This is a genomic window from Maribacter arcticus (genome assembly GCF_900167935.1).
GTDB lineage: Bacteria > Bacteroidota > Bacteroidia > Flavobacteriales > Flavobacteriaceae > Maribacter > Maribacter arcticus.
The window spans coordinates 565,908-591,694 of record NZ_FUYL01000002.1 but is presented as its reverse complement, the minus strand read 5'-3'; the positions used below and the strand labels follow the sequence as shown (position 1 = coordinate 591,694).

Sequence of the window (25,787 nt, the reverse complement as noted above, 5' to 3'; positions counted from 1 at the left end):
AAATACATTGCTCGCTTGTGGAGCATTACCATCGATACTATACGTATACGATGGGTCGTTCGGAAGTATCGTAATATTTCCAGAGCCATCACAATTGTAAGCAACACTGCTGCTCACAGCAGGTTCTATAGGTAAAGGCGCGATTATAATATTCGGGAGACTTATCGTACACCCAATATTATTAGCATCCCTTACTTGTACGGTATAGGTGCCGTCGGTCAAATTGGCGAAAACTGCTCCTGCGGCAGTCGCTGCAGTCCAAGTTCCTCCATTTAAACTATACTGATAACTATTTGAACCTCCTGTTGTAGGGGTTACGCCACCAACAGTGATTTCTCCTAGTTGATTACACGTATAATCTTCTGTTTGAACGCTCTCAGCGATTATTTGCGGTAATTCGTCAACAGGAACTGATAATATAAGTTCACAATTATTAACGTCCCGTACCCTAACATCATAAGTGCCAGCTGTCAGATTGTTGAACGTACTTACAGACCCAAAGGTTGTTCCTCCATCAATACTAAAAGTATATGGAGCTTCACCACCAGAAGGTGCTAAAGAAATACTACCGTTGGTGCCGCCGAAACAAGTTACATCTAAAACTGTAGATGTTGCCGCTACTGGAGCATCCTGTACAATTGTAATATCATACATTGCAGGACACGCATTAGCTCCTCCGTTGTTATCAAGCACATATACGTCATAGTCTCCTGCGCCTGTAACGCTTACCGGATTGGTCGTAGCATAATCGCCTGCCGTAGGTGTAGCACCATCGGCCACAACTGCATATACATAATTGCCGTCTCCACCAGCTGCCGTTATATCAATATCGGTATCCGTACCACAAGCCGTAATATTGCTTGCGCTTGCACTAACTGTTACTGCAGAGTTAATGGTAATACTTTCAGAATCTGTACAATCTTTACCATCTCTTACATCTATGGTATAAGTACCTGCTAAAAGTCCAGAAAAAACATTAGTTGTACTGAAAGGACCTCCATTTAAACTATATTCAAAATTACCGTCACCACCTGATGTGACATTGGCTGTCAACGTTAATAAAACAGCGTCATCAAAACAGTTTTGATTTGGAGTTATTTCTAAAACAGGAGCAGTTGCCAGATTTAAACTAAACGAAAACGGTATACTACAATTGTTAGCGTCAGTAATGGTACCATTATACGTTCCAGATTGTATTAATCCACTGAACGAACCTGTGGCATTATTGCCAAATGGAGATGCGTCTGGATTGTTCAATACATATGTATAGCTTCCCCATCCACCAGTTGCACTAATAGTAACACTACCATCTGTTAAACAACTTGGTTGTGTTTCTGTTAAATTTGAAATGGTCAAGGCAGAAGGTGGTCCTTCTAATTCATGTGATACTGTGTATGTACAATTTGTATCGGTATCTACAATATCCAACGTATAGTCACCCGCTACTAAACCATTAATATTGTCAATAACTGCTTCTGTACCACCTGTTCTAACAACTCCTGTTGGGCCTGTAACCGTGTAAGTGAAATTTTGACCTACTTGGAAGTTTACATTAAAACGAATGACCCCATCAGCAGCACCAAAACAGCTAATTGGCTGTGTAGTTGTACCGCTTGCTGACATAGGGTTGATAGCATTAATCGTATAGTTTTCATCATAAAAACAACCATCAACATCTGTAACCCTAACCCTATAAGTGTCAGGAGCAAGACCATTAAAAGCAGCTTCGTTTCCTGTAATACTTGTTGGAGCAATTATAGATGGCGCAATAATAGAATACGTATAAGGTGCTGTACCGTTAATTGCGTTTACGGTTAAATTTACTGTTTGTGCTGGACATGTAATTTGAGACTCCACAATTGTTAAATCCGTTGGTGGATTTGGTCTGTCAATTACAATTTGATTTGTTACAAAATTACAGTCGTTAGCATCTCTAATGGTAACGGTATATGTACCATCCGTTAAGTTTTCAAAACGATGTGCATTTGCAGTCGTATCAGGTATAAAGTTAATTCCATCAATACTATATTCATATGGTGCAGTACCGCCAGAAACATTTTGAGCTTCTATAATACCTTCTTGCAAGCAAGTATAGTCTTGAATTAAAATAGCCTCTGCCGATAGTCCAGAAGTTGGTGCTGTAATGGTATATTCTTCATTATAATCACAAGATGAACTGCCCTTACGTTGGTTTATACTTACTATATAGTCACCAGTTGGAAGATTTGGAAAGTTACCCGAAGTATTGGTTGCGATTTCAATATTATTTGAATCGTAAAGGGTAAAGGTTAAACTATACCCATTATTGTTAACTAAGTTATATTGAATTCGTCCACTAGATTCTCCAAAGCAAAGCACGTCTACCACCGTAGTGGCATTAAAATCGGCTGCCGGTTGAAATTCTATTGTAACGGTATTAGAAACGGAATAACAACCGTTTCTATCTAAAACCACAAAGGTATAATCACCTGGGTCAAATATGTCGAAAATTGCGCTCGTTTGAAAATTTGAGGCAGGTATATCTGCATACGTTGGATAAGAAGTGATTGAATTACCGCTAGCATCTGTTTGTTTCCAAACGGCATAAGTATGTGGTGTTCTTCCACCTCCAGAATCCATTAAAATATTTCCTTCCTTACATGTAATATGTTGAGATACCCTTGCAGATAGAAACAAATCATTTTCATCTAAAATTGTAACATTTTTACTTACCGAACATCCATCGGCAGTACGCCCTATGGCTATATAATCGCCAGCTATTAATCCGCTAAACGTGAAATTATTATCGGTTTGACCATTTTCGCTGTCAACTAATGTACCTAGACCGCCATTTGTACCGTCATCTCTTCTTATCTCATATTCATAAGCAGGATCTGCGTTATTAATTTGAATATTTATAGCGCCTTGAGAAAAACACGATTCTGCTGTTACCGTAACCGTAGTAGTAAGAACCCGGTCTAGAACACCTATTACCGGCGTCGTAAATACACACGCATTATCAATTTGATCTCCGTTGATATCCAATTGCGTTACCTCAACTCGATATGAACCATTTTCACCTGTAGTAAAATCAAAGCTAGGTCCGTTATTTGCGCTAAACGGGATAATAATATTATTGGTAAGGTCGTCTACCAATTGATAACCATATCCATTACCAAGATTGGTAATCGAAATATTACCAGGGGTTTCACAAACTATATCTCTATTAGTATATTGTAAATCTAAATCATTTTGAAATCCATTGAAATAGAATCTACTTGTACAACCATTTTGATAGGTAACTGAAATTCTGTACTGTCCCTCAGAATTCAATCTATAGCTACTACCTGTTCCAACCTCGGCCCAAGTACATGTCAGCGCTTTATTGGCACAATCATCCCCAGACGCAGAACAACTTGCTTCATCTAATTTTTCCCAAGTAACATTTTGAGCATCAACCAAATAAACTTGTAATAAGTGAGAGTCATTTATACCACATAAAAATATTTTAGGCAATAAGGAGCTATCTACACTACAGGAAACAATTTCTCCTGGTATATCGTTAGATGGGTCTGTATCACTATTTACTTCATTAAAATATTCTATAATTGGGTTAGGAATAGAACCAGAACCAAAAGGCACCACAGTTATTATTTCTTTAAAGCCTTTACAGGGATCCGCTACTATTTTATCTACAATATATGTGCCTACAACTGTAACAACTAGTGTGCTTGGATCATTATCTGGGTCACCATCGTTAACTTCAATATCGGTAACATCTATTTCTCCATTATTGTTCGTATCAAGATACCATATATAAGAATCAAAACCATCACCAGCATTTAATACCGCGCTTGATCCACAAAGCTCTACGGTTCTTGCAAAAGTACAGTCGGCCAAATCATCCAGCAAAAAATTAGTAGCACCTGGCACTGTAAAGCCACACGCATTAAAATCGGTCACAGAAGGATCATCCGTTACCAAGGCGCTATTATCTTTACCACGATAGGTGCTATAAGCAAGATTTTCAATTAAATCGGAGCACGCATTTATGAAATCAAAACAATTTTCAGCAACCTGTACTCTCATTCTAATAGAATAAGAATCTCTTATCGTTTCAACCAAAATATCTGGAATAGTAAAAACTACCTCCCTTGAAGAAGGGTCATAGATATATGAAACACCAGGTGGTAATATAAAGTCGGTATCGTTAAAAAAGCTACGGCCATCTGGTGGCGACACATTTACAGGTAACACATCTCTAATAGTATATGCTGAACCATCATCATTTCCAATATTATCGAACGTTAAGACATAATCTAAAACTTGACCTAGATTTACTCCCTGACTTGTAATATCTATTCCACCAGGTGTATTCACGCGTTTTTCTAAGACAATGTTCGGCGCAATGATATCAACATCAAATGAAGCAAAGAATATATCATATTTATCTTGAGAAGAGCTTGCTCTTAATATAGCACTAGTGGCATCATTAGGGATTATACTATTGCTAACACCACCATTAGGTATTTCAAACAAATCGACATCCCAGCCCAATGTATTAATACTATTAGGGTTGCGCGCAGTAAACTGGGTGTCATAGATAGAAATGCTGGAGTTGAAAAAGTTGTTAGCTGGGTTTTCACCGTTTGATAATGTATTAAATGTTCCGTTCGCATTAATCTGTAATGCATCTCCACTAATTATATTATCCCCCTCTAAGGCAGCTACGCCCATGTTCGCATAAACAGGAAAAGGAGCTGGTAAGGTAGTAAAGCCATTAATTGGAATATCAACGCTCTGACCAGATTTAATACCTGCATACCCGTCAAAAGTGGTAATAAATTTATCGCCTGGTAAGTTCGGGTCTTCGTAAACAACAACCATTTGCCAACCACCGGAAATTCCACCAGAAACATTACTACCTGAACTAGCTCTAACGTTGGCAACAAAATAATCTCCATTCGGGTTTGTCATACCCGCCACTATAGCGGTTACATCCTTGTACGCAGCATAAGGACTGTAATAACCAAAGTCCGCATCGCCATTTCCATCAAAAATAATCTCATCAGCAGTAATATCTTGATATGCCCCGCCAGGAGTCCTAAATTTAATGTCGTCTATATTACTTCTATCGTTATTTACATAAACAGCAGACCAATATAGCCCCGCATATCGTACCAATGCGCAATCGATGTCGGGTATGTTCAAAGTGGCGCTACTAGAACTAAAGGTTGAACTGTCTCCGTCAATATCAATGTATTGCATATCAAGATTATCATTGTAATCTGATGCAGTACCGGTAAAGTTATATGGATCGTTCGGAGTTCGGTCAGGATAACAGATCCTGTTCTTACCCTTTCCTTCACAATAAGCATCAATACTTGGTGCCACAATGCTATTTGCGATGAAGGTTAATTCACCACGAATATCGGCCTCGTAACGTACTTGAAAAGGCTCTTTAACCTGTGACAAGACAGTTTTTGAACCTAAAACGATGAAGAGTATGAATAATAAAAATTTAGCGTAGGGTTTTCCCATTTGAGAAATGTATTTGGTAAAATCTAAAAAACTAGTCAGTTTGGTCATGTTCTTTACTTATTGAAGAAAATCATTCAATCGATTAAAAATTCAAATCGTTCTAGACGTATCTCTCCTATAACAAATATTCACTATAGTGGCAAAGTGAAGAATTTATTGTTGTGGTATGATCAGTTTCTGTTGTGAAACAGCAATTCGAATGGGTTTGATTTCTTATAAAATGCCTTTTTTAAAGCCTTCAACCACTTTTCAGAGGAATTATAATTTCTTCTTTTGGGCTAAAATCGTTCCATTAATATAAACAGGCCGTAGTTGATTTAAGAGGTGAAAACACAATTTTAACAACGAAAATATTAATAAAAATGAAACCAAAACCTTCCAAGAAAAGGATGGAAATTTCATTAAAATTTTAAAAAATACCCGTCAAAAAATGCTAAAATTCTAACAGGCTATTCTCAAATTAATATTCAAAATACTAACTGAATTTTATATATTTAAAAGAAGGGGGTTTAGCTACTAATTTAATATTTCACCCATAGGTATTATTCATAAAAAACGCCTGCTTTTGGAGTGCTTTTCTAAAAATAAAACATCAAAATCAATAGGTTTATTTAACCTTAAAAGGAGCACTATTTATTGATTTGTCATCTTTTAACTTACTTGATTTAAACAATGTCTATTAAGTTTTCATTTTATAAAAAACTTGTCGTATCATTTCTATAGAAAATTTATTTGGGTTAAATAATAGACTTTTTTCACGTCAAGATTCATTTAATTTATTAGAATTAATACGTTGAATAGAAGGTTGTTTTTAATTACTTGTTAAGAGAAAAGATGTAACAAAAGAGCATTGCGAAACTTGACACTCTGTATAAAAAGGCACTGGTTAAATTTGAATCTTCTGAATTAACGATTTAAAAATGTCATAAGGTTTGGAGTTAGCAATTTTAAAAGTAGAACCCTTATTATCATTACTGTATTTAGCTTTTTGCCTCTAATTACAGAACTCAAAATTGATTCTGTCCATATAGGAAAAGATAAATCATCTTGTAAATCTTAATTTGTCAAAGTCAGCGTTTATAATGGTTATTTGAAAAAATGATATCCGAAAAAACATCCTAAAAATGAGCTTCTACAAGGTGCTCTAAGCGCAATTAAACGCTTTTAAGAACTCCCCAAACAGGTATTATTGAATTAGGCACCACCGCTCTGTTTCAAAGCTTGAGACATTAAAAGAAAACGGTCCTTGCCTATTACTCTACCTCGATTAACAATCAGGTTATAACGAACCTTAAGTAAGTGATATGCGAGCACAATAAACCCGAATTAAACATCTAATAACAAGTTTGGTTGTTTTCGGTTGTATGAAGTTTAAGAAGCTCAAACACCCTCCTAATTTCATACTATTTATAGCATGATTAGTCTTTAAGAATATTTCAATTAGAATTAATAATTAAGCATCAGAATAATGAAGGCCTATAAAAATCAATCAACCTGAAGTAAGTCATTTCATCCACACTAATTAATAGCGACTCTAAAATGCTAATATGAAGAAATTGGAAACGGTATTCTCGAAATCTACTTTAGAAATAAAGTATTAGGTTTTTTAAAGAAAGCAAAATAGAAGAACAAGATGTATTCAACTTCAAGTATAGATTAATACCCTTTTACTTTATAAAACACTTGCCTTAATGTCCGATTAAAACTACATGGTAAGTATTGCCTTAGTTGGTTTTAAGCTCCTCTAAGCCATCTGTTCTTGGTTCACACGCATTATCCACATCTTGTCATTATACGCGTCATTTAGTTTTGAATAATACGATATAAGAGCGTTTGTCCAAGAGTCATGCTTTTTAAGATATACATACCTATAGTTATTCTTTGGGTTGATAAAATAACTAGCGCTTAAGCCAAAAGAATTTAGAAGTTTTACAAATTTCTTTGCGTTATTAGGGTTTGCAAATACATTAGCAATTAAATAATATCCAGATCCGGTGCCTTCAATAACATATGATTTGGGATCAGCATCTTTAGACCCTACATTGTCTTTCACAACCACATTTGTGGTAAGTACATCAGAATCATATTTAGAAGATTTATTTTTTATTTTATTTACATTACTTGCGTAGGCTTCATTGGTATATTTATTGTCAACATTCATAATCCACATAGCACCATCGTACTTACCATTTAATTTAGAATCATACGCAGCTACTGCATCATTAAAGGTTTCATATCGTTGTAGGTAAACATATTTAAGTCCGTTATCTGGATTATCAATGTAATCTGCTTTTATGCCTTTGTTATTTAATGTGGTCAAAAATTTGTCCATGTACTTACCCCCTTTATATACATTCGCAACTACATAATAGCCATCAGTTACATTGGGTAAGTTCTTGAATTTTCTACTTTTTACTCCGTCTTGAACAACTTCGGATTTAGCAACAGGCTTAACTACTTTTCTTGGTCTATTTGCCACAACCGCATCTTTTGGTTGTACGAGGTCATTTGCTTTTGTATCGATTATTTGATTACGCGTAGTGTTCGACTCGGCTACATTTTTCCTTCCAACTGCAGTATTACTACTATTATCTGTAACGGCTACCCTATCTTGTTGCTTCTGATTATTTAAAATGTCTACCGTTGAAGGTTCTTCTATTTTACTTAGGTTTTGAGCCGAGGCAACTCCGGTTTTAGTGTCATCATCCATAAAAAGCTCTTTCGCTCTTTTTTCTAAATCTGGTCTATCGCCGTTTGTTTCATTTCTCACCATTCGCATAACCATTTCAAAACGACGTTCTAAATCAGTTTGGCGAGTGGCTTCCAATGAATCTTGGCGAAACATCAACTCTTCTATAATGGCATCATTTTCCGCCAATTTTTGTTTTAGCTCTTCTATTACTTCATTTGTTGCCATATTTTCAGGCTCTAAATCATTCTGTACTAAATCGTCTTCGTAATCATCTTCTAACATGACCCTATCTTCAGTAAGATTAGGTGAGAAAGAATATGCAAAAGAGATTTCATGAGTAAGTCCGAAATTGTCAAAATTATTAGACAACCCTTTTTCCATGGTATACCCCAAAGATATTCTACGGTTAAGGTTGAACCCTACACCAGCTGCAGCACCATAAAAGCTATCATACCCTGCTTGAATCCACCCTAATTTTGGAAGGTCTAATATTAAACTCCCACCTAAGGTTACATCCTCTACTCCAACTTTTCTAACTCTTGCCAATGGCATAAGTCGTCCTTCCTCAAATATGCCGGCTTGATTTTCAAACTGATGGGTATATTGTAAATGTCCTGAAAAGGTTTTATCCTTAAATTCAGTTAAAGACGCACTAGTTTTAAGATTATAGTCAAATAAGTTTTCTGCGAAAACACCAACATCAAACTTACCGTAAGAAAGGTTTAGCCCAGGTTGAAATGATAATAAGTTTTGATCTTGTAGTCCCGCTAAAAAAGGATCAATTTCTACTGTTGAGGCTCTGCTTTGGTCGAACCCACTATTATAGTAAGATACATTTGCGCCAAAAGTTAAATTACTTTTATCATTAAGCTTTACTCCATAGGCATAATTTGCCAACACCCCAAAGTTACTAAGCGTTCCTGATTGTTGAGAATATAAACTTAATCCAAGACCCGTTCTATCACTAATACGACCACTATAACTTAAGAAATAGTTTTGATTGTTATCGTCAAATTGTACCGATTGGTTTCGGTGAAGCAAGTTGATATACGATTTATCTTCCCTAACCGTTGAAAAGGTAGGATTTATTAAAAATCGGTTATACTTTAAAAGGTTTTGGGCAGGAACATCATACGCAACAAACGGATTCTCCTGTTGCCCGCTAACCTTCATGATAGCAAACACAAATAACAATAGATATAAAACACTTTTCTTTAGCATGGTGAGCTTTAGCTTATCGTATTACGGTGATAGTACCCTGTTTGAGTACCTCACTGGCGTTCCTTATTTTGTAATAGAACACCATATTTTGTTTAGTGAAAGCAGTCGTAGACTGCGGCCAATTATTTTTATAATTGAATTCATTTATAATTTCTTGACCTTGTTCATTGTAGATAATCACATTAACTTCTACTTTGTTTGAATATGAATTTGGAATTACCCATTGGTCATTAATGCCATCTCCATTTACGGTAATTACATTAGGAACTTTAAACGTGTCTAAAAAGGTTACATCTAATTGCTTAATAATCTCACAATTATCTATAGAAGCAATTAACGTATACGTACCTGCTTCAGAGAAAGTAATACTATCAGAGTTACTAATTTCTGATGAATTAGAATCTACCCATCGGTATGCTGTACCTCCAGTCGCAGTTACTATTTTAGTAGTTCCTTCTGGAATAACGATTTCATTACCTGCATCTAGTGTTATCAGGTTCTGGTCTAAAGGTGTAATTGTAATCTCATTTGAAATTAAAGAACAACCATCTCTATCTAACACTAATGTATAGGTGCCAGGAGTTGATACGGTCACTATAGCATCCGTTGTGTTTATTGACGAACCATTTAATTGCCAATCGAAAGATGATGAGCTTAAATCGGTTAATGTGCTTATTGTTATTGTTTCCCCTCCACTACAAAAAACAGTTCCAGAACCTGTAATATTTACAGTTTCACTAGTTAGTAATTGAGCAGATAAGGTATTTGAGTTGATATCAAAAGTTTCAATAGTTGCATTTAAAAGGTAATTACCATTTTCTAAATTTGATGCCAGACTAATATTTTTACTAGTAGCCCCAGTAACATCTGCACCATCTTTTTGCCATTGATATGTAAAAGCATCAATTAATGAACTAGTTACATCTGTTTTAGCACCGTTGTCAGCAACAGCGTTAATTAATTCAATACCTATTGTAATACTTGTAGTTTCACATGCAGTATACGAGCCAGTATAGTTTGTAGTAATCTCGAATGACGCTGGGGATACTACTGTAGTAATCTCTGAATTTTTAGAAGAAACAGAACAAGCGCCACCCGTTTGGGTAACCTCTGCATAATATTCCCCATCTTCAGAAATAGTTAAAGAACTATTCGTTTCACCAATTACTTCGATAGTATTTCTAAACCATTTATAACTTGGTGTATTTGCAGTTGTACTAACGGTTAACACATGATTTTGTGTAGGCAAAAGAACCAAGTTCAATTCATTGTCAACAGTTACGGTATACAACTCGGCATTCGTTATAGTGACAACTTCTGATAGTTCGTTACATATTCCTGTACCAGCAATTTCAACAGCATAATCAGCTTCAAATCCTGCAATTGCAGCATTTACCGTATAACTTGTTCCTGTAGCGCCCAAAATTTCAGTTCCATTCTTATACCATTGATAGTTCCAAGAAGTATTTGTTTGATTTATACTTAATACTTCTGTGTCGGTACTACAAAGAGATGTTTTCGTTGGGGTATTAATAGCAATTCCTGCTCCAGTGCCCCCAATGTTAACATCAACAATATTTGAATCGGTATTTCCTGAACCGGTACATATTGGGCCATAATCAACATACACATTATACATACCCGTTTGGGTTACATTCAATGTATGTCCTTTTTCTCCAGTAAGTTCAGTACCACTTCTAAACCAAATATACTGATAGGTTTCAGGATTTGCGATATTGTCAACTTGAAGAGTTATGGCACTAGTACTACAAACACTCCCAGGAGGAACACCATCACCTAATTCGCTAATATTTAAATTAGACGTCACATCCATATAATACATATTATATGCCGATGATGCTGAACCAATCTTTACAGGATCAGTGCTTCGTACACGCATTTTATATCCTTGACCACGAGTATCGGTAGGGACAGGAAAGCTTGTGTCGAAATCTTTTACCGTATTCTTATCAGTAATTGTCTTGAGTGTTTGTGCGTTAGCGAAACTTCCATTAGCATCAGACAGTTCAAGAATAAACTCGTTACCGACATTTGCGGTTCCTATCCAACTGATGTTAACATAGTATTCATTGAATCCACCGTTACCAGCACAAATGGCGGACCAAGGAGTGCTTCCTGACAAATTTGGATTGTCAGCCGGTTCGGGTGCATTGATTACTATTGCTTGTGCCGATAATTGAATGACACTGAAAAGCACTACTAATGCGCTAAAAATTGATTTTTTGGTCAAGGTTTTCATAAGTATTTGTAGTTATGGGGCCACTACGGTTGAAAAGATGGTTAATAAAAAATTTCACTATTCCATCAATCCATAGACAAATATGTTATTTAATCCGACAAACTGGAATTTAATGTTGTCGGAAGGAAGATTTCTGTTGTGAAACTCATTTTATATAAGGTGTGTTTAATTTAAACCCTTCATTTAAGGCAATTTTGCTACTTTTGTAGACTGAAATATAATGACATGAGCGAGACACCAAAGTCTTTAAATTTTATTGAGCAAATTGTGGAGGAAGACTTGGTAAATGGGTATACCAAAGAAGAACTTCGTTTTCGATTTCCCCCTGAACCTAATGGCTATTTACACATTGGTCATGCCAGTTCTATATGCCTAAACTTCGGATTAGGTCTACGATATAATGCCCCTGTTAATCTTAGATTTGATGACACCAACCCTGCAAAAGAGGAGCAAGAATTCGTAGACGCCATCAAAAAAGATGTGGAATGGCTAGGGTTTAAGTGGAATACCGAACGGTATGCTTCTGATTACTTCCAACAACTTTACGATTGGGCAGTACTTTTAATTAAAGCTGATAAGGCTTATGTAGATAATCAGTCTTCTGAAGAAATGGCTTCCCAAAAAGGGTCACCTACAGAACCAGGAGTGAATGGCCCAAACAGAAATAGGTCGATAAAAGAAAATCTTGAGCTTTTTGAAAAGATGAAAAACGGAGAGTTTCAAGAAGGAACTCATGTTTTAAGAGCAAAGATAGACATGGCCTCTTCCAATATGTTAATGCGAGATCCTATAATGTATCGTATACTACATAAAGCCCATCATCGAACAAATACCGATTGGTGTATTTATCCAATGTATGATTGGACACATGGTGAAAGCGATTATATTGAGCAAGTTTCTCATTCATTCTGTACATTAGAATTTGCAATGCACCGTGAATTGTACAATTGGTTTTTAGACCAAGTATATGACCCTAAAAGAATGCGACCGAAGCAAAGAGAGTTTGCTCGTCGTAACCTAAGTCATACTGTAGTCAGTAAACGTAAACTGTTACAATTAGTTGAACAAGGCTTGGTTACCGGATGGGATGATCCTAGAATGCCAACCATATCTGGTTTGCGCAGGAGAGGGTATACGCCAGAGTCAATTCGTAATTTTGTTGATACTATAGGTATTGCAAAACGAGATAACCTTATCGATGTTTCGCTACTTGAATTTAATATTAGAGAGCATTTAAATAAAACTACTCATAGAGTAATGGGTGTTTTAAATCCTTTAAAACTCGTAATCACTAATTATCCTGAAGGTGAGATCGAATGGTTAGAAGCTGAAAATTCGCCTGAAGATGATACTGCCGGAACACGCCAAGTGCCATTTTCTAGAGAAATATATATAGAACAAGAAGATTTTAAAGAAGCGGCAAATAAAAAATTCTTCCGCCTAAAATTAGGCAGTGAGGTTCGATTAAAGAATGGGTATATCATTAAAGCAGAGAGTTGCACAAAAGATACCGATGGGAATGTTACTGAAGTACAATGTACTTATGATACTAAAAGTAAGAGTGGTAGCGGTACAGAAGAAAGTTTACGTAAGGTAAAAGGAACATTGCATTGGGTTTCAATAGCTCATGCTGTACCAACAGAGATTCGATTATACGATCGTCTTTTTACAGATGAAAGTCCTGATACGCATAAAGACAAAGATTTTCTAGATTTTATTAATCCAGATTCTTTGAGTGTAATTACCGGATATGTAGAGCCTGCTCTTAAAAATGCACAACCAGGCGAGCGTTTTCAATTTCAACGAATTGGATATTTCTGTGTAGATCCAGATACTACCAGTGAAAATCTAGTGTTTAATAGAACTGTAGGTTTACGTGATTCTTGGGCAAAAATTCAAGATAAATAAATAGTATAGGTATTGCTTATCATATAAGTCAAATACTATTGAAGATGGTGATATAAAAAAGCCCTTAGACATGCTGTCTAAGGGCTTTTTTTATGCATTAGACCTTTGGGTGTAATTAATTTGACAGGATTGACTTATAGCCATAAATGTGCGTTTTTCGGCTGTTAAAAAAGAAAGTGATGGTTATTGAGTTTAGTTTTTTAGAACTCCATATAAATCCATTAAAAAACCCAAAAACATCTAGGTTTTTGGGTTTTATCAACTTTTATAATTTTGTAAATATTACTTTTTAATAGTTGGTTTGTTGGTTTTTTTCATGCTTTCGCCAATCATATTACTCGCGGTAAAACTAGCCACCATATTATTCAACATATCACTACCCGCTTGTGGTGAATTAGGTAATAGAATTAGATTTGTATTTGTCGCCTCACCAATACTTTGTAACGTATCATAATGTTGGGTTACAACTATTAAAGCTGAAGCTTCTTGAGAATTTATACCAACTTTATTCAACACTTCAACAGACTCTTCTAATCCACGTGCTATCTCTCTTCTCTGATCTGCGATACCTTGCCCCTGTAGTCTTTTGCTCTCTGCCTCAGCTTTGGCCTTCTCTACTATTAAAATACGAGCAGCATCTCCCTCAAATTGGGCAGCAGTTTTTTGTCGTTCAGACGCATTAATACGGTTCATGGCTTCTTTAACCTGAGCGTCTGGGTCAATATCAGTAACCAATGTCTTTATGATATCAAATCCATAATCTAACATGGCCTCTTGCAATTCTGATTTTACCGCTATTGCAATATCATCTTTCTTAACAAAAACGTCGTCCAATTTCATTTTAGGCACTTCAGCCCTAACAACATCAAATACATAAGAAGTAATCTGCTCATGTGGATATTCCAATTTGTAAAATGCATCATACACTTTCTCTTTAATCACTACATATTGCACCGATACTTTTAGCTTAACAAAAACATCGTCAAGGGTTTTTGTTTCAATAATTACATCAAGCTGCTGAATTCTTAAACCGATTCGAGCAGAAATACGTTGTACGAATGGAATTTTAAATTGTATACCAGATTGTCTTACACTGGTAAATCTTCCAAAGGTTTCAATTAAAACTGCCGTCTGTTGTTTCACAATAAATACGCCCGATAGAATAGTGAAAATCGTCAAAATCACAATCGGAATCCAAATAAATGAGCCCATAATTTTTAAGTTTATAGTTAATACTGATAAGATACTAAATACCTTCTTGTTATTAGTAGTATTTCATAGGCAATTGTTACACTAATACTCGTAAATAATATCATAAAAACAACCATAGTCAACTATTAAAAATTGTTCAAAAGTGCTAATTGTGATATTAGCTTCATAATTCTAGTATAAAGGCTATCTTTAAATCAGAGTATTAATAAAATTAATCAAAGTAATGTTAGTTTCTATACAGCCAAAATTACCCATGCGAAACAAGGCGAAAACAAAGAAATACTACATCGATTTCTTAGGATTCACAGCATATGGAAGTAATGAATATCCAGAGTATTTAATGCTAGAAAAAGATAAAATACAAATACATTTTTTTCTTTTTGAAGCCCTTAATCCAAAAGAAAATTATGGTCAAGTTTATATTCGAACTAACGATATTGATACAATATACCAAGTGTTATTAAATAATAACGTGCCTATTCATCCCAACGGTAAGTTAGGGGTGCGGCCATGGGGGCAAAGGGAATTTTCTTTACTAGATCCTGACCACAACTTATTGACATTTGGTCAACCTACTAATTAAGTAGCTGTAATTTCTAAACTATTTTAAACAAAAAGGCAGCTCTAAAGAGCTGCCTTTTATATTCGGGGTTAAGTTTACTTTAAAATTAAATATCAAAACGATCTAGATTCATAACCTTGGTCCACGTCTTCACAAAGTCACGTACAAATTTTTGTTTTGCGTCTTCAGTTGCGTAAACCTCTGCTAATGCACGCAATTCAGAATTAGAACCAAATATTAAATCTACTCGTGTACCTCTCCATTTTACATTACCTGTTTTACGGTTGCTGCCTTCAAATACAGTATCGTCTGCAGAACTAGCTTTCCACGTTGTTGACATATCTAATAGATTAACAAAGAAATCGTTGGTTAACATCCCAGGTTTATCGGTAAATACACCATTAGCAGATCCATCATAATTTGCGCCCAATACACGTAGGCCTCCAACCAAAACAGTCATTTCAGGAGCGGTTAATGTTAATAGGTTTGCTCTATCAACTAAAAGTTCTTCCGCATTAACTGAAAATTTTTGTTTTGTAAAGTTTCTGAATCCATCTGCTACAGGTTCTAAAGCGTCAAAAGCTCCGATATCAGTCATTTTTTGAGTTGCATCGGTACGACCTGCATTAAAACCAACTTTTGCCGAATAACCTGCAACTTTCGCTGCATTTTCAACAGCGGCAGAACCAGCCAAAACTATCAAATCTGCAAAAGAAACTTTCTTATTGCCAGTTTGCTTATCGTTGAACTCTTTCTGAATTTTTTCCAATGTAGCAGTAACCTTAGCTAATTGAACAGGATTATTGACCTTCCAATCTTTCTGAGGCGCTAAACGAACACGACCACCATTTGCGCCGCCACGTTTATCAGAACCTCTAAATGTTGAAGCAGATGCCCATGCAGCAGATACTAATTCTGAAGTTGATAATCCAGAAGATAAAATGCTTTTCTTTAATTCTTGAATATCGCTATCGTTGACCAATTCAAAATCTACACTAGGTACAGGATCTTGCCATAATAATTCTTCTTTTGGCACTTCTGGCCCTAAGTAACGATCTACAGGTCCCATATCACGGTGTGTTAACTTAAACCAAGCACGTGCATATGCATCCTTAAACTCATCAGGATTTTCTAAAAACTTTCTAGAAATTTTTTCATAAGCTGGATCCATACGTAAAGAAAGGTCTGTCACCAACATAAAAGGCTGATGGGTCTTTCCTTTAATATGTGCATCGGGTACAGTACCTGACCCGGCATCCCCAACTGGTTTAAATTGCCAAGCTCCAGCAGGGCTCTTTGTCAACTCCCATTCAAAACCAAATAGGTTTTCGAAGTATTTATGACTCCATTTAGTGGGAGTCTGCGTCCATGCGCCTTCTAATCCACTAGTAATAGTATCTGCACCAGCACCTGAGCCAAAATTATTTTTCCATCCTAAACCTTGTGCAGTTATATCGGCAGCAGCTGGTTCAACCTCCACATAATCATCAGGGCTCGAAGCACCATGAGTTTTACCAAATGTATGTCCCCCTGCTATTAAAGCAACGGTTTCATAATCGTTCATGGCCATACGTTTGAACGTTTGTCTAATATAGTGAGCTGCTTCTAAAGGATCTGGATTTGCATTATGCCCTTCAGGATTTACATAGATTAATCCCATGTGCGCAGCACCTAAAGGCTTCTCCAGTTCATTTCCACCTTCGTCATAACGAGACTTATTTCCTAACCACTCTGTTTCAGAACCCCAATAAATATCTTCTTCTGGTTGCCAAATATCTTCACGACCGCCTGCAAAACCAAACATAGGTAAACCCATACATTCATGAGCCACATTCCCTGTCAATATCAATAAATCTGCCCATGAAATCTTTCTACCATACTTTTGTTTAATTGGCCAAAGTAATAAACGAGCCTTATCTAAATTAGCATTATCAGGCCAGCTATTCAATGGCGCGAATCTTTGATTTCCTGAACTAGCACCACCTCTACCATCTGCAATTCTATACGTACCTGCACTATGCCATGCCATACGAATAAAAAACGGTCCGTAATTTCCATAATCAGCAGGCCACCAATCTTGACTATTTGTCATTAAATCAGTCAAGTCCTTTTTAACGGCAGCTAGGTCTAAAGACTTAAATTCTTCTGCATAGTTAAAATCATCATCCATTGGATCCGCCTTTTTCGAATGCAGTCTAAGAATATTTAAATTCAACATGTTTGGCCACCAATCTTTATTAGTTGTGCCACCGCCTGCTGCTTGATTTAATTCACCGTTCAAAAATGGGCAATCTGCTTCTGAGGATTCGTTCACATCCCAAGCTTCACCTTTTCCGTTACTACTCATGATTATATTAGTTTTTATGTTGTTTTTTTCTATTCTAGTAAAATTATAAATATTTTGCTTATTAAATTTATGGTTTTCATAGATAAAAACTATCGTTGGATTTTAATCATTTACTACATCATTCTCCTTTAAAAAACACACTTAAATATACGCATTTTGAAATTAACAATTTCCACCTACGCCTTGTAAATGTGACCATGGTATGCATAAACTACATGTTAATTTAATTTTAGGGTTTGAAAGCATACAATAGCTCTCTTAAAATTAGTGAATGGTCCATTTCTTTTAACAATTCCTTCTAATATGTCCTTTTAAAAACTGACTATCTTGCACGATAACTAAACCAAAGAATGCGTAAGGAAACCAAAAGACAGCGACAGGCGAAATTGTTACGCATATTTAGAAAAATACATAGAATTACTGGGGCTGCATTATTTATATTTTTCTTTTTTATCGCAATTACTGGACTACTACTTGGCTGGAAAAAACACAGTGGTGGTATAATTTTATCTAAATCATACAAAGGTATTTCAACTGACCTAAAAGATTGGCTTCCCATAGATAGCCTGAATACTTTAGCTAACTATTATCTGCTAAAAACAATTTCACCAGAACTTTCAACCGATATTGATCGTATCGATATTCGAAAAGACAAAGGGATGGTTAAATTTATATATACCGAGCATCTTTGGGGACTTCAACTTGATGGAGCTACTGGAAAATTACTTCATGTAGACCGGCGTTATTCTGATCTTATTGAAAACATACATGATGGTTCAATATTAGATAAGTATTTAGGTACAAGTGACAATCAAGTCAAAGTTTTTTACACCACGGTTATGGGTGTTGCTCTTTTAATTTTTACGATTACTGGCTTCTGGCTTTGGTATGGTCCTAAACGCATGCGAAGAAATAATAGCACTGCATAGAAATTAGCTTTAGCTTTGGGCCCTATAGTATTCACTTCCACATTATGCCAGACCCTAAGAAAAAGGAAAATTCAGAAAAACCTAGTTTACATTCTCGCAACAAACATGCAGGACGTTATGATTTAAAAGCGCTTCGCTTAGTGCATCCTGAACTTAAAGAATTCGTTGCCAAAAATAAGTATGGTAATCTTTCCATTGATTTTTTTAATCCTAAAGCAGTTAAGGCCCTGAATAAAGCCCTATTAATCTCAAATTATGGTTTAGATTATTGGGATATACCAGATGGTTTTTTATGCCCCCCGATACCTGGACGAGCAGATTATATTCATCACATTGCAGATATTTTAGCCGCGAGTAATGACGGAGCTTTCGTTAAAGGAGAGCAGATTATTTGCTTGGATATCGGCGTTGGCGCCAATTGTGTTTACCCGATAATTGGAAATAGCGCCTATGGATGGTCATTTATTGGAACAGATATCGACCCAAAAGGAATTGAAGCTGCACAAAAAATTGTGACCTCAAACCCTTCACTTCATGGTAAAGTAGAATTTAGACTACAGCCAAAACCTGAGCATATTTTCTCGGGAATATTAAACACCAATGAAAAAGTAGATTTAACTATTTGTAATCCGCCTTTTCATGCGACCCAAGCAGAAGCAGAAGCAGGGACTTTAAGAAAGTTGAGTAATCTTAAGAAAAAAAGAGTCAAGAAAGCTGAACTAAATTTCAGCGGACAAGGTGGTGAACTATGGACAGATGGTGGCGAAAAGCGTTTTGTTTTAAATATGATCAATGAAAGCGCACAATTTCCAAAAAATTCCGCTTGGTTTTCTACATTGGTCTCTAAACAATCGAATTTACGTTCTTTTTATGACAGATTGGAAAAAGTGAGCGTTGTAGAACACAAGACTACACCAATGGGTCAAGGAAATAAAATGAGTAGAATAATTGCCTGGACATTTTTATCTGCACCAGAGATGAAAGCTTGGGCAGATGAACGATGGGAAAGTAAATAAAATCCTTCCTTAAAGCTTATTTCGAATTAATATAGACCTGTTTTAAGCCGTTCTAATTAAATCTTATACCCGAAGGGTCGAATTTTATTTTTAAAATCAATTAAAACGCTCTTATGGCAGGAGAAACTGATCTTAATATATTGTTAGAGAGTTTAGAACCGAGTTTAAACCTGGGTAGTTATGTTTTTATATCTCTCAAAGATATCAACGAAATCTTAAGAGAAGATATTCTGTTTGAATTCAAAGAAGCAGAAGGTATTACAATTCTCTTATCCAAAGATAAAGCAGATAAATATAATTTAGATTACGAGTTCGTTGCTTCTTGGATAACCTTAAAAGTTCATTCCGCATTAGATGCCGTTGGTCTTACAGCCGCTGTATCTTCAGCATTAACAAAACATAATATTAGTTGCAATGTGGTTGCAGCTTATTATCATGACCATATTTTTGTTAGTAAAAAAGACACCAAAAAAGCTATGGAAGTTCTGAGTGAATTTTCAAGAAAATAAACTAAGCCATATTTTCCTGAGAATTTAGATTTAACCCAATTTATTTAAGGCAGTTTCAATACGAGCTATGCTTTCCTCTTTACCGATCATAGACATAATATCAAAAATATGTGGTCCTTTCATATCACCCACTAAAAACAAACGAAGTGGGGGCATAACCTTACCAAAAGATAATTCCTTTTCGGCAATCCATGCTTTTACTAGTGTTTCGGTGTTTTCTGATGAAAAATCTTCTATAGGTTTTATCGTAGCTATTAAGTCATTCATGATGTCAGCAGTATCTTCTTTCCACTGCTTTTTAACTGCCTTTTCATTATACTTTTTAGGAGCAATAAAGAAATAGTCGCTTAGTTCCCAAAAATCAGAAACAAATACTGCCCGTTCTTTTATAAGCGTAACAACTTGGGTTACATATTCTAAACTCGAATATAATTCGTTTGTGGTTTGCTTTTTTACCGTAGGCAAAAAGCTTTTCGCTAAATCAACATCTACAGCTTGTTGTAAATAATGCTGATTGTACCATTTGGTTTTTTCAGGATCAAAACGAGCACCTGATTTGTTTACGCGCTCCAAACTAAAGGCCGCAACCAATTCATCTAAAGAAAATAATTCTTGTTCCGTTCCAGGATTCCATCCTAAGAGCGCTAAGAAATTAATAACAGCTTCTGGGAAATATCCTTCCTCTTTATATCCTGCTGACTCATTCCAAGAAAGTGGAAAAACAGGAAAACCTAATTTTTCGCCGTCTCGCTTACTTAATTTTCCTTTTCCAACGGGTTTCATAATCAGTGGAAGATGAGCAAACTCCGGTAAATCCCATCCAAAAGCATCATAAAGTTGTTTGTGTAAGGCCAAAGAAGGGAGCCATTCTTCTCCACGAATAACATGTGTAATTTCCATTAAATGATCATCAACAATATTAGCTAAGTGATAGGTTGGCATACCATCACTTTTAAACAAAACTTTATCATCAAGAACATTGGTGTCAATTTGCATTGAACCGCGAATAATATCATTTAATTCCAATTTTTCATCAGGTGGGGTTAAAAAACGAATAACAAATTCAACGCCATTATCCAGCCTTTGCTGAACCTCTTCTGGCATTAAAGACAACGAATTGTCTAGTTTAAGGCGATTATGCCAATTATAAATAAACGTTTTCCCATTTTCCTCATGGTTTTTTCGATGCCCATCAAGACTTTCAGCGGTATCGAAGGCATAATATGCCTTCCCGTTTTTAATAAGCTCATCGGCATACTTTTTATATAAAGATTTTCGCTCGCTCTGTCTATACGGGCCGTAACCACCATCTTTGCCAATACCTTCATCAAAAGGAATTCCGCACCAATTCAAAGAATCAATAATATACTGTTCTGCACCTTCAACATATCTATTTTGGTCGGTATCTTCTATACGAAGTATAAAATCACCACCATGTTTTTTAGCAAATAAATAATTAAATAGAGCGGTACGAACACCACCGATATGTAAAGGCCCCGTAGGACTAGGAGCAAAACGAACGCGTACTTTTTTCGACATATTCTTTTTATAAAGTCGCAAAGATACACAACCAACCGTTTTTAAAAGGAAAATCTGAAACGCGAATTTGTATCTTTTACTGTAATAATTAACTGATTGTAGCGGTTATATCAAATGAATACAGTTTTGTTTTAACAAATTATTCCCATTAATCATTCGTCATAACCGTTATCTTGGTATAAAAATCGATAATTGCAAGACTTCAACCACATTTTAGACCGATTGAATAAGTTTATTCAAAAACATTACTCTCAAGTTTTACTTAAGGGTGTTTTGTTGTTTTTTGCTTTCGGATTTTTATTTTTTTTAATTGTATTAGGTGTAGAATACTTTTTATGGCTAAATACCCTGGGCAGAATGATTCTGTTCGGTGTATTTATAGTTACTGAACTTTATTTACTTTTCCGCTATATCATGGTTCCGATTTTCTATCTCTTAAAACTCAAAACAGGGATAGGTACTAAGGATGCGGCTTCAATGATTGGAAAACATTTTCCCGAAGTAGGTGATAAACTAATCAATCTGTTAGATTTGGCTGAAGACCCAAAACAATCTGAGCTTTTACTGGCCAGTATTTCACAGCGTTCAAAGCAAATGGAGCCTATACCATTTTCAAATGCAATTAATTATAAAGACGCAGCCAAATATATTAAATACTCACTCATACCCTTACTCCTAATTACTACACTTTACATTACTGGTAACTGGGATTCCTTCTTTGGAACCTATGAGCGTGTAGTTAATTATGAAATGGCTTTTGAGAAACCAGCCCCTTTTCGTTTTGAATTATTGTCTTCAAATCTCAATATTCTTCAAGATGAATCATTCACCATTCAGGTAGCTACGAAAGGAGCTATTAAACCGGAAAATGTATTCATAGAAATAAATGGTCAAACCATTTTACTTCAACTTGAAAATGGTTTTTATGTTCACACATTTGCGCCTCCTATAAAAACAACACAATTTAGTTTTAGCGCAAACGAAGTCAATTCTCGTGAATATACCTTAGTCGCTCTAGAAACTCCATCCATAGTAGATTTCACTATGAATTTAAGTTATCCCACCTACTTAAATAAACAAAATGAAACTATAAAAAGCACGGGGAACGCTGTAATACCCGAAGGAACGAAAGTAACTTGGAAAATAGAAGGAAAACATACCGATAAGATTAATCTCATTCAAAAAGATACTTCAATACCATTTTTAAAAGTAAATAATGCTTTTAGGCTAGAGAAGAGGATCTATAATGATTTGAGCTATCAACTAACTACTACAAATAAAAATATTGCCAATTATGAACGATTATCCTTTGATTTTAAAATTATAAAAGATGCGTATCCTACAGTTAAAGTAAATCAAATACTTGATACTATTAATCCTAACATTTCCTATTTCAGTGGCAGTGCTACAGATGATTACGGCCTACGTAAAATAGAGGTCGTCTATTTTGAAATAACAAACGAGAAAGAAGAGAGTCTAGTTTCATTGGTAAAGCCTTCATCAAATTACGAACAGTTCTATTATACATTTCCTTCTGGTTTAGACATTGAGACAGGTAAAGATTATGGCTTTTATTTTAAAATAACCGACAATGATGCTATACACAATGGTAAATCTGTAAAAAGTCAGGTATTTCAACAAACAATCCTTGACGAAAATCAATTAAAAAATAAAGATTTAGAATTCCAACAATCTTTGATTAAAGATTTAGATAAGTCTTTGGAAAGAGCCAAAGAACAGAAAGAATCATTAGAAGAATTAAATCAAAATCAAAAAGAAAAAAGTAGCTTAAATTTTAATGATCAAAATCAGATAAAAGACTTTCTACAGAAGCAAGAACGACAAGAGCAGTTTATGCAAAAATTTAGCAAAGAGCTTAAAGAAAATTTAGCAAAGGAAGACAGTGATAACAAATTAAACCAATTGTTACAAGAACGATTAGAGCGACAAGAAATAGAGGCTAAGAAAAACGAAAAACTACTTGAAGAACTGAACAAAATAGCAGATAAAATAAACAAAGAACATTTGGCTAAACGCCTAGAAGAATTGGGGAAAAAGCAACAAAACAGTGAGCGAAGTTTAGAACAATTATTAGAATTGACCAAACGGTATTATGTGACGGAAAAAGCTTCTCAATTATCTAGAGATTTAGAAGAATTATCAAAAAAACAAGAAAGTCTATCCACGAAAGGCAAGACTGAAAATAGGCCAGAAAAACAAAAAGAATTGAATGAAAAATTCAATGAGCTTTCTAACGAACTAGATGCTTTAAATAAGGATAATGAAAAGCTAAAAAAACCAATTGATTTAAAAATTGATAACACTAAAAAAGAAGGTGTAAAGGATGATCAAAAAGCAGCTTTAGAAGAACTACAAAAAAAAGAACAAGGTAATGAACAACCTGAGTCAAACGACAAGGCAAACAAAAAACAAAAATCTGCAGCAGATAAAATGAAAGAAATGAGCGAACAATTAGGTGAATCATCTTCAAGTAGTGGTGGTGGCTCTTCGGTTGCGGAAGATGCAGAAATGCTAAGACAAATATTAGACAATCTTATCATATTCTCTTTTAAACAAGAATCACTTTTTGATAAACTAGCACAAAAAGAAGACCAAGATGCTACTCAATACTCTGAAACAGTTCGTGATCAAAATGAATTAAGAGGTCTTTTTGAACATGTAGACGATAGTCTATTTGCATTATCATTAAGACAGGCTGAACTATCTGAATTTGTTAATGAGCAAATAACAGAAGTTTATTATAATATTGACAAATCATTGGAAACTATGGCCGACGGTCAAATTTACCAAGGCATTTCACATCAAAAATATGTACTTACGGCCGCAAATAATTTAGCAGATTTTCTAGCTGAAGTTATGGACAATATGCAGCAAAGTATGCAAATGGGTAAAGGTTCTGGACAAAGCGAAGGCGGTTTTCAATTACCTGATATCATCAAGGGACAACAACAGTTAGGTGAAAAAATGGGTAGCCAAGGAAAATCGGGCAAAGAAGGACAAGAGGGAGAGAGCGGTCAAGGAAAAAAAGGTGAAAAAGGAGAAGGTGGTGAGCAAGGGGAAGGTGGAAAACAAGGTTCTGAAGGGAAAAATGGCCAAAATGGTGAGAACGGAGAAGGTGGTCAGGGTACAGGCGGAAAAAATGGCAAAAACGGTGAATCCGGCACTAGTGGAGAAGGGCAAGGAGGTACAAACGGACAGGGACAAGGGAAAATGAGTGAAGCTGAACTAAAAGAAATTTACGAAATCTACCAAAGCCAACAGAAAATTAGACAAGAACTAGAAAATCAGCTTCAAAACATGATTAATTCAGGTGACCAAAAACTTGGTCAAAAGTTAATTAGGCAGATGGAAGATTTTCAAAACGACCTGTTGGAAAACGGAATTACACAACGTACCATCAACAAAGCCAACACTATACAATACGAATTACTGAAATTAGAGAACGCAGCTTTGAAACAAGGCAAGAAATCTGAAAGAGAAAGCAAGGCAAATCAAAAGGATTTTTCCAATCCAATTACTACTAAACCCTCATTATTAGATAATTATCGTAATGAAATTGAAATTTTAAATAGGCAAAGCTTACCTTTGCGCCAAAATTTTCAAAACAAGGTTAAAGAGTATTTTAAAGCTAATGATTAACTACAATTACCTAATTGATTTCAAATTACCCGCAGAAACCACCTATGATTTGTGGATAACAGAAACCTGTAAAACAGAAGGTTTTTTAATACATGAATTAAATTACATTTTCTGTGATGATGCTTACTTGCTAAAAATCAACCAAGATTATCTTCAACATGATTATTTAACTGATATCATAACATTTGACTATGTGTCAGGAAAAAATATATCTGGAGACTTATACATTTCAATTGACCGTGTAAAAGAGAATGCAGAGGAATTTAATGTTTCCTTTGACAATGAATTAAAACGCGTAATGGTTCATGGGGTTTTACATCTTATGGGTTATTCGGATAAATCGGAAGCAGCTACTGCCGAAATGCGCGCTAAAGAAGAAGAAAAAATAAAGCTGTTCCACGTGGAACAATAG

Annotated in this window: 13 protein-coding genes; 7 read left to right on the top strand and 6 right to left on the bottom strand. The window is 35.4% G+C overall.

The genetic code is table 11. The annotated features are described in order from the left end of the window. From B5X55_RS05440 to B5X55_RS05430, 3 genes are all read right to left on the bottom strand, one after another. Positions 1-5,568 (bottom strand): SprB repeat-containing protein (locus B5X55_RS05440; RefSeq protein WP_200811583.1); only part of this gene is annotated, 5,568 nt, incomplete at its 3' end. Positions 5,569-7,264: 1,696 nt separating this feature from the next. Next, positions 7,265-9,433, bottom strand: a complete 2,169-nt coding sequence (locus B5X55_RS05435) for a PorP/SprF family type IX secretion system membrane protein (protein ID WP_079511581.1) — start codon at positions 9,431-9,433, stop codon at positions 7,265-7,267. Between the two features lie 13 nt (positions 9,434-9,446). Then, a complete protein-coding gene (locus tag B5X55_RS05430) occupies positions 9,447-11,693 on the bottom strand; it encodes a T9SS type B sorting domain-containing protein (RefSeq protein ID WP_079511580.1) in 2,247 nt (748 codons plus the stop codon). A gap of 225 nt (positions 11,694-11,918) precedes the next feature. Here B5X55_RS05430 and B5X55_RS05425 point away from each other — a divergent pair, with 225 nt between their 5' ends. Next, positions 11,919-13,601, top strand: coding sequence for a glutamine--tRNA ligase/YqeY domain fusion protein (locus tag B5X55_RS05425; protein ID WP_079511579.1), 1,683 nt, complete (start codon positions 11,919-11,921; stop codon positions 13,599-13,601). 282 nt (positions 13,602-13,883) lie between these two features. On the opposite strand, the gene B5X55_RS05420 is transcribed toward B5X55_RS05425, so the two are convergent. Then, positions 13,884-14,813, bottom strand: a complete 930-nt coding sequence (locus tag B5X55_RS05420) for an SPFH domain-containing protein (RefSeq protein WP_079511578.1) — start codon at positions 14,811-14,813, stop codon at positions 13,884-13,886. Between the two features lie 223 nt (positions 14,814-15,036). On the opposite strand from B5X55_RS05420, the gene B5X55_RS05415 reads away from it, so the two are divergent. Continuing rightward, positions 15,037-15,396: a bleomycin resistance protein gene (locus B5X55_RS05415; protein WP_079511577.1), complete on the top strand. Its 360-nt coding sequence runs from the start codon at positions 15,037-15,039 to the stop codon at positions 15,394-15,396. Between the two features lie 85 nt (positions 15,397-15,481). Here B5X55_RS05415 and katG read toward each other — a convergent pair whose 3' ends face one another. Continuing rightward, positions 15,482-17,722, bottom strand: a complete 2,241-nt coding sequence (gene katG, locus B5X55_RS05410) for a catalase/peroxidase HPI (protein WP_079511576.1) — start codon at positions 17,720-17,722, stop codon at positions 15,482-15,484. A 350-nt stretch (positions 17,723-18,072) separates the two neighbouring features. Here katG and B5X55_RS05405 point away from each other — a divergent pair, with 350 nt between their 5' ends. From B5X55_RS05405 to B5X55_RS05395, 3 genes are all read left to right on the top strand, one after another. After that, positions 18,073-18,651 carry a PepSY domain-containing protein gene (locus B5X55_RS05405; protein ID WP_079511575.1) on the top strand — a complete coding sequence of 193 codons (579 nt, stop codon included), beginning with the start codon at positions 18,073-18,075 and terminating at the stop codon, positions 18,649-18,651. A gap of 44 nt (positions 18,652-18,695) precedes the next feature. Beyond that, the gene (gene rlmF / locus B5X55_RS05400; RefSeq protein ID WP_079511574.1) at positions 18,696-19,667 is read left to right on the top strand and encodes a 23S rRNA (adenine(1618)-N(6))-methyltransferase RlmF; all 972 of its coding nucleotides are present in this window, start codon (positions 18,696-18,698) and stop codon (positions 19,665-19,667) included. A 113-nt stretch (positions 19,668-19,780) separates the two neighbouring features. Next, positions 19,781-20,176 (top strand): ACT domain-containing protein, encoded by a 396-nt coding sequence (locus tag B5X55_RS05395; RefSeq protein ID WP_079511573.1) that lies wholly within the window; start codon positions 19,781-19,783, stop codon positions 20,174-20,176. 30 nt (positions 20,177-20,206) lie between these two features. Here B5X55_RS05395 and gltX read toward each other — a convergent pair whose 3' ends face one another. Beyond that, a complete protein-coding gene (gene gltX / locus B5X55_RS05390) occupies positions 20,207-21,715 on the bottom strand; it encodes a glutamate--tRNA ligase (protein WP_079511572.1) in 1,509 nt (502 codons plus the stop codon). Between the two features lie 192 nt (positions 21,716-21,907). On the opposite strand from gltX, the gene B5X55_RS05385 reads away from it, so the two are divergent. Then, positions 21,908-25,375 (top strand): DUF4175 family protein, encoded by a 3,468-nt coding sequence (locus tag B5X55_RS05385; RefSeq protein WP_079511571.1) that lies wholly within the window; start codon positions 21,908-21,910, stop codon positions 25,373-25,375. Then, positions 25,368-25,787, top strand: a complete 420-nt coding sequence (gene ybeY, locus B5X55_RS05380; protein ID WP_079511570.1) for an rRNA maturation RNase YbeY — start codon at positions 25,368-25,370, stop codon at positions 25,785-25,787. The genes B5X55_RS05385 and ybeY overlap by 8 nt, the downstream gene beginning before the upstream one ends.

What these genes read in the sequence shown, in the direction of transcription:
- B5X55_RS05395 (WP_079511573.1), top strand. Translation starts at nt 19,781, where the DNA reads ATGGCAGGAGAAACTGATCTTAATATATTGTTAGAGAGTTTAGAACCG.
- B5X55_RS05420 (WP_079511578.1), bottom strand. Translation starts at nt 14,813, where the DNA reads ATGGGCTCATTTATTTGGATTCCGATTGTGATTTTGACGATTTTCACT.
- B5X55_RS05435 (WP_079511581.1), bottom strand. Translation starts at nt 9,433, where the DNA reads ATGCTAAAGAAAAGTGTTTTATATCTATTGTTATTTGTGTTTGCTATC.
- B5X55_RS05425 (WP_079511579.1), top strand. Translation starts at nt 11,919, where the DNA reads ATGAGCGAGACACCAAAGTCTTTAAATTTTATTGAGCAAATTGTGGAG.
- B5X55_RS05405 (WP_079511575.1), top strand. Translation starts at nt 18,073, where the DNA reads ATGCGTAAGGAAACCAAAAGACAGCGACAGGCGAAATTGTTACGCATA.
- B5X55_RS05430 (WP_079511580.1), bottom strand. Translation starts at nt 11,693, where the DNA reads ATGAAAACCTTGACCAAAAAATCAATTTTTAGCGCATTAGTAGTGCTT.
- B5X55_RS05415 (WP_079511577.1), top strand. Translation starts at nt 15,037, where the DNA reads ATGTTAGTTTCTATACAGCCAAAATTACCCATGCGAAACAAGGCGAAA.
- ybeY (WP_079511570.1), top strand. Translation starts at nt 25,368, where the DNA reads ATGATTAACTACAATTACCTAATTGATTTCAAATTACCCGCAGAAACC.
- katG (WP_079511576.1), bottom strand. Translation starts at nt 17,722, where the DNA reads ATGAGTAGTAACGGAAAAGGTGAAGCTTGGGATGTGAACGAATCCTCA.
- rlmF (WP_079511574.1), top strand. Translation starts at nt 18,696, where the DNA reads ATGCCAGACCCTAAGAAAAAGGAAAATTCAGAAAAACCTAGTTTACAT.
- gltX (WP_079511572.1), bottom strand. Translation starts at nt 21,715, where the DNA reads ATGTCGAAAAAAGTACGCGTTCGTTTTGCTCCTAGTCCTACGGGGCCT.